This window comes from Enterococcus sp. DIV0660C (genome assembly GCF_017316125.1).
GTDB lineage: Bacteria > Bacillota > Bacilli > Lactobacillales > Enterococcaceae > Enterococcus_B.
Genome location: NZ_JAFLWA010000008.1, coordinates 1 through 15,057 on the forward strand (window position 1 = coordinate 1; position 15,057 = coordinate 15,057).

Annotated in this window: 14 protein-coding genes; 1 reads left to right on the forward strand and 13 read right to left on the reverse strand. The window is 37.2% G+C overall.

Translation table 11 applies throughout. From position 1 onward, the window contains the following. Positions 1-38: 38 nt before the first annotated feature. The 5 genes from DOK81_RS01625 to DOK81_RS01645 all read right to left on the reverse strand — a co-directional run bounded on the left by DOK81_RS01625 (position 39) and on the right by DOK81_RS01645 (position 3,213). The gene (locus tag DOK81_RS01625) at positions 39-683 is read right to left on the reverse strand and encodes a sugar O-acetyltransferase (protein WP_206907491.1); all 645 of its coding nucleotides are present in this window, start codon (positions 681-683) and stop codon (positions 39-41) included. Between the two features lie 27 nt (positions 684-710). After that, positions 711-1,100 (reverse strand): VOC family protein, encoded by a 390-nt coding sequence (locus DOK81_RS01630; RefSeq protein ID WP_206907493.1) that lies wholly within the window; start codon positions 1,098-1,100, stop codon positions 711-713. 70 nt (positions 1,101-1,170) lie between these two features. Continuing rightward, entirely contained in the window at positions 1,171-1,806 is a 636-nt protein-coding gene (locus DOK81_RS01635; RefSeq protein ID WP_206907495.1) for an SdpI family protein, read from the reverse strand. 227 nt (positions 1,807-2,033) lie between these two features. Beyond that, a complete protein-coding gene (locus DOK81_RS01640; RefSeq protein WP_206907497.1) occupies positions 2,034-2,828 on the reverse strand; it encodes an SDR family oxidoreductase in 795 nt (264 codons plus the stop codon). A gap of 28 nt (positions 2,829-2,856) precedes the next feature. Further along, on the reverse strand, positions 2,857-3,213 hold the full coding sequence (locus tag DOK81_RS01645; RefSeq protein ID WP_271015685.1) for a helix-turn-helix domain-containing protein: 357 nt from the start codon (positions 3,211-3,213) through the stop codon (positions 2,857-2,859). 130 nt (positions 3,214-3,343) lie between these two features. On the opposite strand from DOK81_RS01645, the gene DOK81_RS01650 reads away from it, so the two are divergent. Continuing rightward, positions 3,344-4,183: an aldo/keto reductase gene (locus tag DOK81_RS01650; protein WP_206907501.1), complete on the forward strand. Its 840-nt coding sequence runs from the start codon at positions 3,344-3,346 to the stop codon at positions 4,181-4,183. A gap of 165 nt (positions 4,184-4,348) precedes the next feature. On the opposite strand, the gene DOK81_RS01655 is transcribed toward DOK81_RS01650, so the two are convergent. The 8 genes from DOK81_RS01655 to DOK81_RS01690 all read right to left on the reverse strand — a co-directional run bounded on the left by DOK81_RS01655 (position 4,349) and on the right by DOK81_RS01690 (position 15,047). After that, entirely contained in the window at positions 4,349-7,144 is a 2,796-nt protein-coding gene (locus DOK81_RS01655; protein WP_347401432.1) for a discoidin domain-containing protein, read from the reverse strand. Positions 7,145-7,435: 291 nt separating this feature from the next. Beyond that, positions 7,436-7,699 carry a type B 50S ribosomal protein L31 gene (locus DOK81_RS01660; protein ID WP_206899662.1) on the reverse strand — a complete coding sequence of 88 codons (264 nt, stop codon included), beginning with the start codon at positions 7,697-7,699 and terminating at the stop codon, positions 7,436-7,438. 98 nt (positions 7,700-7,797) lie between these two features. Beyond that, positions 7,798-9,093 carry a transcription termination factor Rho gene (gene rho / locus DOK81_RS01665; RefSeq protein WP_206907503.1) on the reverse strand — a complete coding sequence of 432 codons (1,296 nt, stop codon included), beginning with the start codon at positions 9,091-9,093 and terminating at the stop codon, positions 7,798-7,800. Then, complete coding sequence (locus DOK81_RS01670) at positions 9,090-10,361, reverse strand: UDP-N-acetylglucosamine 1-carboxyvinyltransferase (protein WP_206907505.1); 1,272 nt, start codon at positions 10,359-10,361, stop codon at positions 9,090-9,092. The genes rho and DOK81_RS01670 overlap by 4 nt, the downstream gene beginning before the upstream one ends. Positions 10,362-10,581: 220 nt before the next feature. Further along, entirely contained in the window at positions 10,582-11,514 is a 933-nt protein-coding gene (locus DOK81_RS01675; protein WP_206907507.1) for an ROK family protein, read from the reverse strand. Positions 11,515-11,518: 4 nt separating this feature from the next. Continuing rightward, positions 11,519-12,145: a YesL family protein gene (locus DOK81_RS01680; protein ID WP_206907510.1), complete on the reverse strand. Its 627-nt coding sequence runs from the start codon at positions 12,143-12,145 to the stop codon at positions 11,519-11,521. Between the two features lie 331 nt (positions 12,146-12,476). Continuing rightward, positions 12,477-14,120: a sugar ABC transporter substrate-binding protein gene (locus DOK81_RS01685; RefSeq protein WP_206907513.1), complete on the reverse strand. Its 1,644-nt coding sequence runs from the start codon at positions 14,118-14,120 to the stop codon at positions 12,477-12,479. Between the two features lie 12 nt (positions 14,121-14,132). Then, the gene (locus tag DOK81_RS01690) at positions 14,133-15,047 is read right to left on the reverse strand and encodes a carbohydrate ABC transporter permease (RefSeq protein WP_067480314.1); all 915 of its coding nucleotides are present in this window, start codon (positions 15,045-15,047) and stop codon (positions 14,133-14,135) included. Positions 15,048-15,057 lie beyond the last annotated feature (10 nt).

The following is a 15,057-nucleotide window of genomic DNA, read 5'->3' on the forward strand; positions in this document are numbered from 1 at the left end:
TTCCTTGTCTCGTTTTTTATCTAACTAGTTTGCTTACTCTACTCACTTATTTTCTTGAGATGTTCTTCCTTAAGCGAATAATAGTTTTCCATTTGTTTTTGCCACTTCTCTTTATCAGCCCGATTGACTTCACGAATTACTTTTGCTGGGTTTCCACCAACGATCGTATGATCTGGTACATCTTTGGTAACGACTGCACCCGCAGCAATAATCGAATCATTACCAATCGTTATCCCTGGTAGCAGCACACTGTTTCCGCCAATCCAAACATTATTTCCCACAGTAATCGGTAAACCAAATTCTAAATCAGTTATACGAATATCCGCATCTGTTGGATGACCTGCGGTAAAGAAACTGACTCGCGGTCCCACCATGACATTATCCCCAATTTTTATTTTATTCACATCTAGAAAGATGCAATCCATGTTTGCGTAAAAATTTTCGCCAATTTCCACATGGCGACCATAGTCGACATGAAGTGGTGGGTTAACATAAATATGTTCACCCGTTTTGCCAAAGAGTTCTTTTTCCAACGCCACGATTTTTCTTGTTTCATCAATAGGTAATTGATTGATTTTTTGTGCTAGCTTTTGTCCATTAATCGAGCGATTTTCCGGAAAAATACCTGATGCTTGATAAAGTTCACCAGCTAACATTTGCTCGTAATCAAAATCTTTTACCATTCGCATCCCCGCCTTTTTTATTCGTAATCAGTCAACCAAATCTGTCGTTAATTCAATCAAATTTCCTTCTGGATCTTGGATTACTGCCTCATAGTAGCCATCTCCTGTTGTTCGCGGTCCACTCAGTAAAGGATAACCATCTTGGACAAGCTGGTCAGTGAAACGGTCCACCTCTTGTTTCGTCCCTACCGCCATCGCTAAGTGTGCATACCCTAGATGATCTGTGACTCGATTTGCTAGATGCGGTTTCGTTGTCAATTCTAAGCGACTTCCTGAATCAAAACTTAAAAAGTAAGATTGAAATTGTGTTTTTGGATTACGATAGCGTTCACTGCTTGTTGCATGAAAATATTTTTCGTAAAACGTTCTCATTTTTTCCAAATCTTTCGTCCAAATAGCTAAATGTTCAATGTGCATTCCTCTTCATCTCCTAAAACCAGTCATTTTTAACCTATTTGTTTCTGCTATTTTACTCGTCTTCACTTTATCAAATTCCTTTTCGGTGCAACCAAAATGAATAGATCGTTGGGATCAAAATAACAATCACAATAATTGGTAGCATCAAAAATTCCCATGAAACAAGACCTGCAAGTAACATCACAATACCACCTGCGATAAATATTTTGGCCCCAAGTCGATTTGTTTGTACCCAATTTTTTTCACTGCTCAATGTCCAAGGTAAACGAATACCCACTGTATAATTTTGTGGGACAGCAGTTAAAATCACTCCTGAAAAAATAAAGATGACACCGATAAATGCGGCAGGGCTAATTTTCATCAACCATGTTACCTGATTACCTAAAGCATAACTGATCGTTAACGCTTGAACAAAAAGGGCAATCAGTGGAATGATTCCTAAAACACCATAAATAATCCAGCGTTTTGTCACCTTTTGCTTTGGATCATTCAACACAAAAAAGGCAACTAATAATTGTACACCCGCGAGAAGAAGTGGTAAGCCAATCAACGCAAATTCTTTTGAACTCCAACCATTCGCTTGCCAATTCAAATCAAAATGTGTGGCAACTTGATTTGGAATTTCTTTCCAAAAAATGGCACTTGCCACAAGCGGTAGCAGGGTAATAATCACCGAGATTGCAATTGCTCCACGATATTTTTTCATTTCAGAACACGTCCTTTTTCCTCTTAATTATTGTAAGGGATTCTGTTGATTCTTCCTCTTTCTAAGTGTACCTGTTCCCCAGCAAACTGCCAACTTTTTGTCTGGATTATCCGAAAAAGGATAGATTTTTTGGTAAAAAAAAGAGCGAAGCTTAGTTTCTTTCGCTCTTTACCTAAAAAGTCATTCACGTTACCAACTTGATCTCTTCTCAAATATGATGGGTTTTCTTAAAAGAGAGTTGGTACCAGTCCACCATCCATACGTAAAGCTTCTCCAGAAAAACCACCTGCAATCGGACTAGACACATACGCTACAAATGAACCAATTTCTTCTGGACGTATCAATCGTTGAATTTGCGACAATGGGCGATGATGTTTCATAAAATCTTGCTCTTTTTGTTCTTGAGTGAATCCTTTTTCTGCATACATTTCATCTAACATCTCTTGGACACCTTCTGTCAGTGTCGATCCCGGCATCACTGTATTAACAGTTACTTTTGTTCCAACTGTCAGTTTTGACAAACTTTTTGCTAATGACAGATTCATCGTTTTTGTCATACTGTATTGTGGCATTTCCCCTGAAGGCATGATTGCTTCTTCACTAGCAATAAAAATGATCCGCCCAAAATTTTGCGTTAACATTTTTGGCAAATAATATCGTGCCAACTTATTGCCAACCATAACATTCGTATCGATAAATTGTTGCCAAACCTCATCCGTAATTTCAAAATAATCCATTGGTTTAAAAATCCCCATGTTATTCACTAAAATATCAATTTCTGGAAATTCAGTAAATAAGGAATCTAATGCTTGACCGTCAGTTAGATCATACGCTGCTCCCTGCACTGAAGTTTCCTCGTAACGTTCTTGTAGCTCCTTAACTACCTCATTAACTACTTTAGGATTTCGACCATTAATGATCACATTAGCACCTTCTTGAGCAAGTGCATTCGCGATTGCTTTACCAATTCCTTTCGTTGAACCTGTAATAAGTGCCGTTTTATTTTTTAATTTTAAATCCATGTTATTTCCTCCTTCAATCGTTAAAAGTCTATACTGTTTCTTTCATTCGAACTTTTACTCCTTTTGTTCGTAAAGTATCAACGTGCTGTTCCCCCCAGCTACACAAATTATCAAGAACCTCACTTAATGTTTCTCCGTACTCATTTAATGAATATTCAACTTTTGGTGGCACTTGATTATAAACTTTACGATCTACAATACCAGCTTCTTCTAATTCTCTTAATTGTTGAATCAACATTTTTTGACTAATTCCAGTGATCTGTCTTTTTAATTCACTCGTCCGTAAACATCCATGTCTTAAATTACATAAAATAATTGGTTTCCACTTCCCACCAATCACATCCATAGTTGCTTCAACACCAATATTATAAATTTTTTCTTCCATCATTCGTTCCTTTCCCCTTATATAATCAATAGTTACTAAAAGGTTACTATATAACTTTAAAGTAGGTACTATACACAACACCACCACAATTATATACTAAACACCAAGAATAACAAGGAGGAACAAACAAATGATTCAATCGCTATCAGATAAAGTAGTTCTTAACAATGGTCAAAAAATTCCCGGATTAGGATTAGGTGTTTTTCAAATTCCCAATGAAAAAGTAACCGAAGTGGTGAAACAAGGGATTATTAACGGTTATCGTCTCATCGACACAGCTCAAATTTATGGAAATGAAGAAGGGACAGGAAAAGGAATTAAAGAAGGGTTAGCCGCAACGGGCCTAACTCGTGAAGATTTATTTATTACTTCCAAAATTTGGAACGCTCATCTTTCACAAGAAGAGGCACTGGAATCTTTCAATGAAACATTGACTAAGTTGCAATTAGACTATTTAGATTTATTTTTGATCCATTGGCCAGGGAAACACGCGTTCAAAGATTCTTGGTTAGCTTTAGAAAAATTGTATGATGCTGGAAAAATCAAATCGATTGGCGTAAGCAATTTTGAAGTGCATCATTTAGAAGAATTAGCCACATTTTCTAAACTCACTCCTGCTCTAAACCAAATTGAGCTTCATCCAAAATTGGCACAGCATGAATTGCGTGCATATGGCGAACAACATAATATCAAGATTCAAGCATGGTCTCCTTTGATGCAAGGTCAACTATTAACTCATCCATTAATTACGGAAATTGCTGCTAAGCATCAAAAAACACCAGCACAAATCATCTTACGTTGGGACATTCAGCAACAGATTCTTTTAGTCGTTAAATCTGTTCATGAAGAACGAATGCGTAGCAACGCTGACATATTTGATTTTCAATTGGATGATCAAGATATGGAAAAATTGAATGCTTTGAATGAAGGTCTTCGCAGTGGCCCTAATCCCGATGAATTTGATTTTTAATAAAAGAACAACTTAGTTCATCTATTAAAATCACCAGTTCTTACTGGTGATTTGTTCTTTGATAGAAGCCATCCATTCATCGATGATTTACAAAAAAGAGCTATGACAAGATTTTTGTCATAGCTCTTTTACGTAAATAAGTTTAAGTATCTGCTTGTCACTCTTTTATTTCAGCAACTCTTTCATTCCATAAACACCCAAGTCATAAATTCGCACAGCTGTATCTGAGCCTTGTGTAGGTTTGTCCACACTTACTTTTACATATCGTGCTTGTTCGACAGCAAAGGTATTGATACTATTTTTTTTCGTATTATTGATCGTTCGTGATACTTTCTTATACTCTTTTCCATCTTGACTTACTTCGATTGTATAAGCTTTTGTATTCATATCTGCACTCTCGCCACCCGCTTCGGCATGTGCGAATCGAACTTCACTAACTGTTTGGCTAGCACCAAGGTCGACAATGATTTCATGGGGAGGTGTTCCTGTTGCACACCATTTTGTTTTCAAGTTTCCATCAACTGCAAATTCAGGTGCTTCCGAATCATTGGTAAAGGAGGAAGCATCTGTTTTCGCATTTAACGATAACAATGCCAATTCGTCAGGGACCTTTTGACTAATCGTAATCAAGCCCTCTATCTCAACCGGTGTTTTTCCTTCTTCATTTTCTGCAGTCAGTTTTACTTTATATACACCTTCTTTTTCATAAGTAACGACTGGTGCATCATCCGTACTCGTTTCAATATCGCCACCTTCAAACACCCAAGTTACTTTGTCCGTATTAGAAGAAGATGTATTTGTAAACCTAATTTGTTCCCCAGGAGCCGCTAATGTTTTAGAAGCAGTAAAACTCGCTTTTGGTAATGTATTATCTGGCCATTCAAACGAAATCGGATCTGATGCCTTTCCTTGATTTCCAAGAGCATCAACGGGGACGATTTCCAAGTTTGTTTGCTGCGTGTTCTTTTGTCTTTCTAATCCGTTGATGTAATGGGTCGTTGCAGGCGTAACACCTAAGAAAGAGCGAGTATCGTCTTTATTTATTCGATAAATTTCATAATGATCCGCTTGACTTTCTTTGCTATCCCACGCTAAACGAATTCCCGCATAATTACTTTCTTCTTCATCAAACACGACGTCTTCTACTTCAGCATTTGCAACAATCAATTTTTCTGTGGAAGGTGAGTCAGTCATTGCAAGCTGCCCTAAATGTAATTCATAAGTATCATTCGTTTTTTCTGAAGTTATTTTATAGGAAAGGGAAGTGATGGTTTTTCCTGCAAATTTTTCTAATGAATAGTTCAAAGTAGTCCACTCATTTCCTACTTTTTCACTTGGTTCAATCGTTCCTGTACTTCCGTCTTCAAATGCCAAAACAACAGCTAGGTTGGTCGTATCTGATGCTTTCGCAGTTGTAGTTATTTCTGAATCTTTCGTTACTGTTGTTTCCATTCGATAAAGTTTCACTTGACTAGTAGCATTTTTAGTCATATTTCCTCTAAATAGTAAGGAATTTCCTCCATTGAAAGCCTCAGCATAATCCATCCTAATTGATAAATCATTGTTCTTGTCATGTTCCATTATCCAACGATACGTCGGCATAATATCTTGCATGCTTCGATTATTCCAATCTAAACTTGATACCTTTTGGCCTTTAATGAAATAATTATACCCATTCCCTGTATTGAAATTCGTTACAAAAGGCAAAGAAGTGATAGCTGTTTGCTCCAACGCATACGTTGAAATTCCCGGCCAATCTTGCCCTTCTAACGCGCTAGTTTGAGTAGGATCTCCTTTGTCATTGACCCAAAAACGTTCTTCCCGATTTTGAAAATCATCTGGATCACTCGCAGAACTGTATGTCCAACTAGGAACATATAATCCTAAAGAAGTATATGGAACACCCTTATCATCCACAAATAAATCCCAATCAACTGGCGTAGCGTACCCTTTTTCTTGAACATCAATTCCTGCAAATAAATCATAAGGGTCGATCCCTAATTCATTTGCTTTTTCCTTAGATGCTTTCAAAAGTTCCTTACTTGCCAATTGCTCCGTATTCCACCAGAAATTCAGAAACATGCTATCCGCTACAGGATTCATGTTTGCATCTACTAAATAAGCTTGGTTTTGATCAGTCAAAGCATTTTGCCAATCCATTTTTCCTTCAGACGTCATCGAATCATACCACATGATAGCTAAATCAGCTTGTTTCTTCTTAAATTCTTTGATAAATTCTTGCATCAAATCGGCGTGTTCTTTGGTTAATCCGCCCGCATTATCTGCTGTTTGCTCCTTTTTATTTTCTTTAGCCTCATCAAAGCTAGTTACAACTGTATCTGTTTCTTGGTTAATGAACCAGCCATCAAACCCATAACTTTGAGCAACTTCAATCAGCTTGTCAACTAAAGGAAATGTACCATCGGCATCTTTTTTCAAGAAAGTATCTAGCCATTCGATTTTCCCACCATGCGCAGTTTGTGGAAAGAACACAGTTCCCAACACTGGCACACCATTTTTATGCGCTGCGTCAGTCACATCTGGGCTAGGAGGAACGATGATGCCTTCACCAGATGAACCACCCCAGTAAACAAGTTGGTCGATATATTGCCAGTTAGAAAAAACATTCGCGTCAAATGTGTTGATTCCTCGTGGTGCATTGCCGCTGGTACTACTGTTCATAATGGACAAAGCCACTACTTTCATCTCTGAATTTTGTGTGTTGTTTGAAGGAATCAATTTTGTTTTATCTACTCGTGTTGCCAATGGTACAGTACTAACATTGTATTTTGCATCCTCGTCTTTTGAAAAATCCCATTGCAATAATTCTTCTGGAAACCAATAAGAAGATTCTGGTTGATTCGTCATACCTCGATCAACTTTTGCTTCTTCCGTTTCCTGATAGTCAATCGAATTTGACTCTGCATTATTTTCGACACCGCACCCTGAGACACCAACTATCCCGAATACCAACAACAATCCTACTCCACTTTTAACCCAACAATTCACCCATGATTCCTCCTATCATTTTTTATTCTTCTAAAATGATAGCGCTTACTTAAAAAGAAGTACATGAACAAACTATAGAAATATGAATACAAAATATAGATTCAACTCATTTTATCATTACAGTTTTTTATTTGTTTGCAACGAATCCATCCGACTATGTCAAACCAAGAATAAAAAATCTGTAAAAAAACAGACCCCACCCGAAGATGAGATCTGCCAAATATTGCGTAAACAATAATTTGATTATTCTGCAGCGTTTGCGTCTTTGAGACCGTATTTTTTGTTGAAACGGTCCACACGTCCGTCTGCTTGTGTGAATTTTTGACGTCCAGTGTAGAATGGATGTGAGTCAGAAGTTACTTCGACACGGATGACTGGGTATGTATTACCGTCTTCCCATTCAACTGTTTCTTGTGAAGTTTTTGTTGAACCTGACAAGAATTTAAAACCAGTTGTTGAATCCATGAATACTACTGGATGGTAATCTGGATGAATGTTTGCTTTCATAGTTTTTTCGCTCCTTTGCCCTGCTTCATTTGCTGAACCAGAGTTAATTTGTCGATTTACAACAGTAACATCTTATCATGTTTCATTCAAGGTTGCAATTATCTTTTTTGATTTCTTATTTGATTTTTCTTGCCAAAGGAAACATCTTGAAACTCCGCAAAAAACTGCTGGTTGTTTTTTGTTTTCCGCAAGAAACGAATCAATTGCTCCGTGTATTCTAAAGAATCACCAATCATATTTTTACGTAATTTCCAAATTTCTTCTAATTGTGTACTTGGAATTAGCAATTCTTCTTTACGCGTTCCTGATTTTTTGATGTCGATTGCTGGGAAGATTCTTCTTTCTGCTAATTCACGTGACAATTGAAGTTCAAGATTTCCCGTTCCTTTGAACTCTTCATAGATGACATCATCCATTCGACTGCCCGTATCTACCAGAGCAGTTGCTAGGATTGTTAAGCTCCCACCTTCTTCGATATTACGTGCTGCTCCAAAAAATTTCTTTGGTTTATACAACGCAGCTGGGTCAATTCCTCCACTTAAGGTTCTACCACTTGGCGGAACCACTAAGTTATAGGCTCTAGCAAGTCGTGTGATACTGTCCATTAAAATAACAACGTCTCGTTTATCTTCAACCAACCGCATTGCACGTTCTAAGACTAATTCTGCGACACGTGTATGATTTTGTGGTTGCAAATCAAATGTTGAAGATACCACATCTCCTTTTACGCTACGTTCTAAGTCAGTCACTTCTTCCGGTCGTTCATCAATTAATAAAACAATCAATTCAACATCAGGATAGTTCTCCGTGATACCATTAGCAATTTCTTTTAAGACCGTTGTTTTTCCTGCTTTTGGTGGCGCAACGATTAGCCCACGTTGGCCAAAACCGACAGGAGAAAAAATATCAATCATTCGTGTGGATAATCGATTAGTGGTTGTTTCTAATGTTAACTGTTCTTGTGGGTAAAGAGGTGTTAATGCTGGAAAATGAGGTCGTTCTTTTGCTTCTTCTGGATCTTTTCCATTGACACTTTCGACATGCATCAATCCATAATAACGTTCTGATTCTTTTGGTGGGCGGGCTTTTCCAGCAACTTTATCCCCATTTCGCAAACCGAAACGGCGTATCTGTGAAGCGGAAATATAGATGTCTTCTACACTTGGACCATAATTGATTGGACGTAAAAATCCATACCCATCTTGTCCTACGATATCTAAAATTCCTTCCATATAATAGAACCCTTGCTTTTCTGCTTGCGCACGAATCACAGAGAGAGAGAGTTCCTTTTTATTCATTTTACTGTAATAAGGAATTTTAAAATCCTTGGCATAGCTATAAATTTCTTTTAATGTTTTATTTTCTAGCTCCGCCATTGTCAAATAGTCGCTCATTCAGCCTCCACTTCCTCAATCATTTCAATTGATGCACCTAACGCGGTTAGTTTTTCGATAATGTGATCATATCCACGTAGAATATATTCGATATTATAGATTGTAGTCGTTCCTTCTGCTAGCAATCCAGCAATAACTAAACAAGCCCCTGCACGAAGATCCGATGCTACGACTTCTGCACCATGTAACTTACTTGGACCATTGACAATGATCATGTTTCCTTCAACTGAAATATCTGCACCCATTCGCGCTAACTCTGGTACGTGATTGACGCGTTTCGCATAAATCGTGTCGATAATTTCTGCAGTGCCAGATGTCATTAATAACAATGGAGTCAAAGGTTGTTGCAAATCTGTCGCAAAACCTGGATATGGATAAGTCATCACATTCACTGCTTTCAAATCAGTCGATGGATAAACTTCGATTTCATCTTCGCTGATTTTCATTTTGACACCAATTTCTTGTAACTTAGCAATGAAGCTTTCGAGATGTTCAAAAATAACGTTTTTTACTTTTATTCCATTCCCAGCAGCTGCTGCAAGAGCTAAGTATGTTCCCGCTTCGATTCGGTCAGGAATCATGAAATGACGACAACCATGTAATTCTTCGACACCATCAATACGGATAATGTCCGTACCCGCGCCGCGTACTTTTGCTCCCATGTTGTTCAATAACGTCGCAACATCAATAATTTCTGGTTCACGAGCCGCATTTTCAATGATTGTTTGCCCTTTTGCTTTTACTGCCGCAAGCATGATATTGATTGTTGCGCCTACGGAGACTACATCCATGAAAATTCGATTTCCTTGCATTTGGTCATTTTTAGTTCGCAAATACATCGCGCCATGCTCATTCGTAACTTGTACACCTAGCGCCTCGAATCCTTTAACATGTAAATCAATTGGTCTTGGGCCTAAATAACAGCCACCAGGTAAACCAACTACAGCTTCACCAAATTTTCCTAATAATGTTCCCATAAAATAGTACGATGCACGTAAACTATTGATTTTTCCATTTGGCATTGGCACAGATACGATTTCTGTTGGATCAATTTCTAATACGTTATTTGAAAAAGTAATCTTTGCACCCATAATTTCTAAAATTTCAATTAACGAATGAACATCCTGAATATCAGGGACACCTTCTAAAATCACTGGGGAATTTGCTAAAATAGCTGCTGGAATCAATGCCACTGCACTATTTTTTGCCCCACTAATCGTTACTTCACCTGTTAGTGAACGGCCACCATTGATAACGATTTTCTTCATAAAATCCACCTATTCTTAATTTATTCATACTCGTTAATTTTACCATAGACTGTCATTTTTCAAAAGCTTGGGACTGTACCAGTACATAAACAACTTTTTTTGTCCTTTTCAACCGCTTTTTTCACAAAAAAAAGACTGAAAAATAAGTTTTCAGTCTGCTTTCTATTTGGCAATTTAAACTACTATTCTCGAACATTCTTTAAATAGCCAAAGACTTGATTCATTTTGTCACTTGACGATGGATTTGATAAACAGCCCCGATCATCCCTGCATCATTTTTTAATTTGGCTGGGCGAACAGCAGCAATCGTTTTATCTTTAAGGTAATGAATTGATTGATGTCGATCCATCAGTTCTTCCAAACGTTTTTGAAAGCGCTGATTAAATTGCTCATTTGAACTGATTCCTCCACCGAATAAAATCAGTTCTGGATCAAAGCAGCTAATTAGATTCAACATTCCCACAGCCAAATCTGTTAAAAATTGTTCTACTGTGTTGATTGCTAATGCTTCACCTTCTGCCTCTTTTTGGAAAATTTCTCGAGCATCTAAAAGCATCGGTGCAGCTACATCTGACTTTTTTTGGCTCAAATTATATTGATAGCAAAGTCCGCCAACAGTTGCTGCTCGCTTGTTCCACGAAACTTCTTCAATATCTCCTTCTGCTGGTAATTGATCAATGATACTCCAGCCAAATTCACCGGCCATGCCGTGAGCGCCTCGAAAAACTTCCCCATTGAGTACGATTCCGCCACCAATGCCGGTTCCCAAAACAATACATAAATAATTTTCCAAGCCTTGTGCATTCCCAATCCAATGTTCGGCAATCGCTGCAGCATTAGCATCATTTTCGACAGAAACGGGTAAACCAGTCAGTCGTTCTAGTTCCAGTTTGATATTAGCCCCATAAAAAGGTCTAATTGCACCAGCTGTAAGCATGAATCCATCTTTTTGGATAATTCCTGGTACACTAATGCCAATTCCCTCAATTTTTTCATATCGTTTCTGAGCATCTTTCACGATTCCATCTAGCTCAACCAAAAAATCTGCCAACTGATAATTTGTCGGAATGACTGATTTTTCTAAAATAGTTCCAGTTTCATCTAGAACACCATATTTCACAGTTGTTCCACCAATATCAAATCCTACATACATATGATCAACTTCCCTCTTCTAAATTCTCGTACGAATGAAAAACGTTCAATAATAACTTTGCTTTGATAAAAATGACTGTACCGATTCCCAAAAAGAGCCATACAAATAATAAACTTGGCAAATAAAGAGGAACCAGTATCCCTCCACCAATTGTTATAAAAAATAATAGGATACTAACCGGTAAATGTTTTAGTGATAAGACGAACGCATTGATCGCTGTTCCTGATAAATTATTTTCAAAACGAGCGATTAACGGAAACAAATATAGTCCCATCAGAACAAGCAATGTGATCAATGACATTACTAAATAATAGGCGATTTTATTTCCAAGCAATAAAGGTTGGATAAAAGGTAGCAGGAAAAAACTCCCCCCACTTACGCCCAGAATCAGCATCCACATTTTCGTTGCCAAAACAAAATTTTGTTTAAACTGATGACCATATTCTTTATACAAAATGCCTTCTTTATGATCAACCATTTTGTAAGCAGTTCCATAAGTGCTAGCTATTGCCGCACCAATTGTGATTATCGGTAAACAGGAAAGTAAAAAAATAATTGTTAGTAATAGCACTTGATAAATTCGTTGCATTCCTTCGTAAATTTTACCTTCCGTACTAAAAATCTTTTGCATTTTTTTACCTCCTAAATGATCCTGTTCACACAAATGAAAAGGTTGTCTCAACTAGAAAAATTTTTCATTGCTCCAATTTTAGCTTTTCGCCACAAGCTAATTCAGTCATTTTGCTTCCACTAAAAATCATTACACTCATTTTGATTTTTTGAACGTTTTTAGCCGTCATTCACCTAGCTTATGTAGCCTCAAACTATTTGAACAATCTCTGCTAGTTTCGTAGGTGTTCGCAGATACATTTTTTCAAAAAGAAGTTGAACTTCTCGAAAATTTGATGAATCTATTTTTGAGAAGTTCTTTTTTTCTTAAGTCTTCTTTTTTGGTTTAGAGATTACATAGCTAATTTTTCTTTATTCTCTTGAATTTTCTCATTACGAACTTTATTCACATCATCGATTTTATTTTCTTCCTGGAATGTTTTGTACTTAGCTAATAAATCATCTAATTCTTTTTCATCTTTGGCACGTAGCATACCAACTAGTGTTGTACTCCAGTTCGTTTGGATAGCACTTAAGGCACGTGCTTCTTGACTACCTGCATCTGGTCCAATGTTTTCCGTTAAGAATTGAGAAGTTAATTTGCCTTCTCCCCATTGCTGCATTTGTTTTACTGCATCAACGTAAGAATCATCGTTCATAGCTTTAAAACGGTCATGACCAAATTGAATGAATTCACCCATTCGATAATCCAATTGCCATTTTTCTGGATCTTCTTGTTGAATTTTTCGTGCTTCATCTGTCCATTGTACTTTATCGCCATCTTTTGTATACGTTTCGCCCTCGACCCCAAAGTTCGTTAACATTTGTCCATCATCACTTAGCAAATAAGTAAATAATTGAATTGCTTTTGCAGGATCTTGGCAATTTTTACCAATATAGTTGATCATCCAACCAGAGATACCCGCTTGTGTTAACGTTGGATCATTCCCTTTGGTGCTTTGAATTCCGTCAACTGCAATGTACTCCGAATCAGGATTAGCCGCTTTGAATGTTTGGAGCGGGATACCTTGATTAACAAATGAACCGATCATCACAGCACCATATTTACCAGTTTGTAACTTTTCTTTGAATTTATCACCATCATCTGTAAACGTATCATCTGAAATATTTCCATCTTCATGAACTTGGCGGAATGCTTTGACCCATTTAATGTAATCTTCATCTAAATTACGATCATAGTAATCATCCCCATCCGTATAAGGAACACCTAACATATCTTGAACCACACTATCCATTGAACCATTTGACGAACCATCTTTGGCAAAGTCATTGAACCCAAATGGGATCAATTCAGGAAACTGTTCTTTGATTTTCTTCATTCCAGCAACAAAACCATCTGGTGTAGTGAAATCTGGTTTGCCAATTGCTTCATAGACATCTTTTCGAATAATGAATGCATCCCGGGCAAAGATGTCGCCACTGTCAAAATCTTTTTGAACATTTGAATAGTCTGGATAACCATAGGATTTTCCATCTGAAAGTTTATACCAATTTAATGTTTCTTGACGTGCCACCTGATTGAAATACGGATCATATGTTTCTGCTAAGTCTTGTAATGGAAGCGCCCAAGAATTGGCTTTTCTAGCTACTTGTGAATTTGAATCAAAGACAGTCACGATATCTGGCATGTCTCCACCAGCAAAATAAGTATTTAATTTTGTATCATCACCTGTGATGAATTTAATATCAATATTCAAGTCTTCTTTTACTTTTTTCGTTACCATATCTTTTCCAAATTCAGTGTTCCACCAATCGGCATTAACATACCAAGTTAATTTTGTTGTTTCTTCTTTTTTATCTAATTTCCAAGCAGGTGTATCTTTCTCTGGTGTATAACGATCTTCAATTGATGGAAGCTCCACTTTTTTATTTGCTGATGCTTCTTCTTTGCTATTGCCACAAGCACCTAAAGCTAGTAACACCGTACTCGTTAATGCCAACATACCAACAACTTTTTTCTTTGAGACTCCAAACATTAATTATTCCTCCTATTCTTTGACTGCCCCAAGCATCATGCCTGAGATAAAATGTTTTTGTAGCAATGGATAGATGATTAAAATTGGAACGGTCGTAACAACGATCGTTGCCAATTGTACTCCTTTAGATGTGGTACTGATTTCAACAGCAGCATTCAAGCCTTGTTGCGAAGCTGCCTGAGATTGCGTAATGATTTCATAAAGCTTCATTTGTAGTGGATACAGTGCTTTGTCCGTCACATACAGTTTTGCTGTCATAAAATCATTCCATTGCCAGACACCGTGAAAGAGTGCAATTGTTGCAAGTGCTGGCTTTGATAATGGCACAAAGATTTTTAAGAAAACACCCCAATCACTTGCACCATCAATTTTTGCTGACTCTTCTAGTGAAGTTGGCACATCACGGAAAAAATTCATTAGAATAATAACATCGTAGTAAGATAACAATGCTGGGATAATATAAACCCAAAAAGTATTCAACAAGCCTAAAGATTTAATCAATAAATAGGTTGGGATCATCCCCCCAGAGAAAAACATCGTAATAATTCCCATTGTCGAATAAAGATTACGACCTTTTAAATTACGTTTAGACAAAGCATAGGCCATAATTGCACAAAAAGCCGTATGTGCTAATACACCAAGAACCGTCTTTCCAATTGAGATAATCAATGCCTGCCACATGGAAGAATCACCAAGGACTTTACGATAGTTATCCATCGAGATCTCCGAAGGCCAAAAGACAAAATCTCCTTTTGCCAAAGCATCACTTGAAGCAAAAGAGGAAGCAACAATGTTCCAAACGGGGACGATAATCATGATTGTGAAAACTAGTAAAAGTAACACATTAACAAAATTAAAGATTTTACTGTCTTTGTCTTGTACGACATTACTCTTGGGTTTTGATAAGGATAATTTTCTTTTTTCCAACATTTTTACT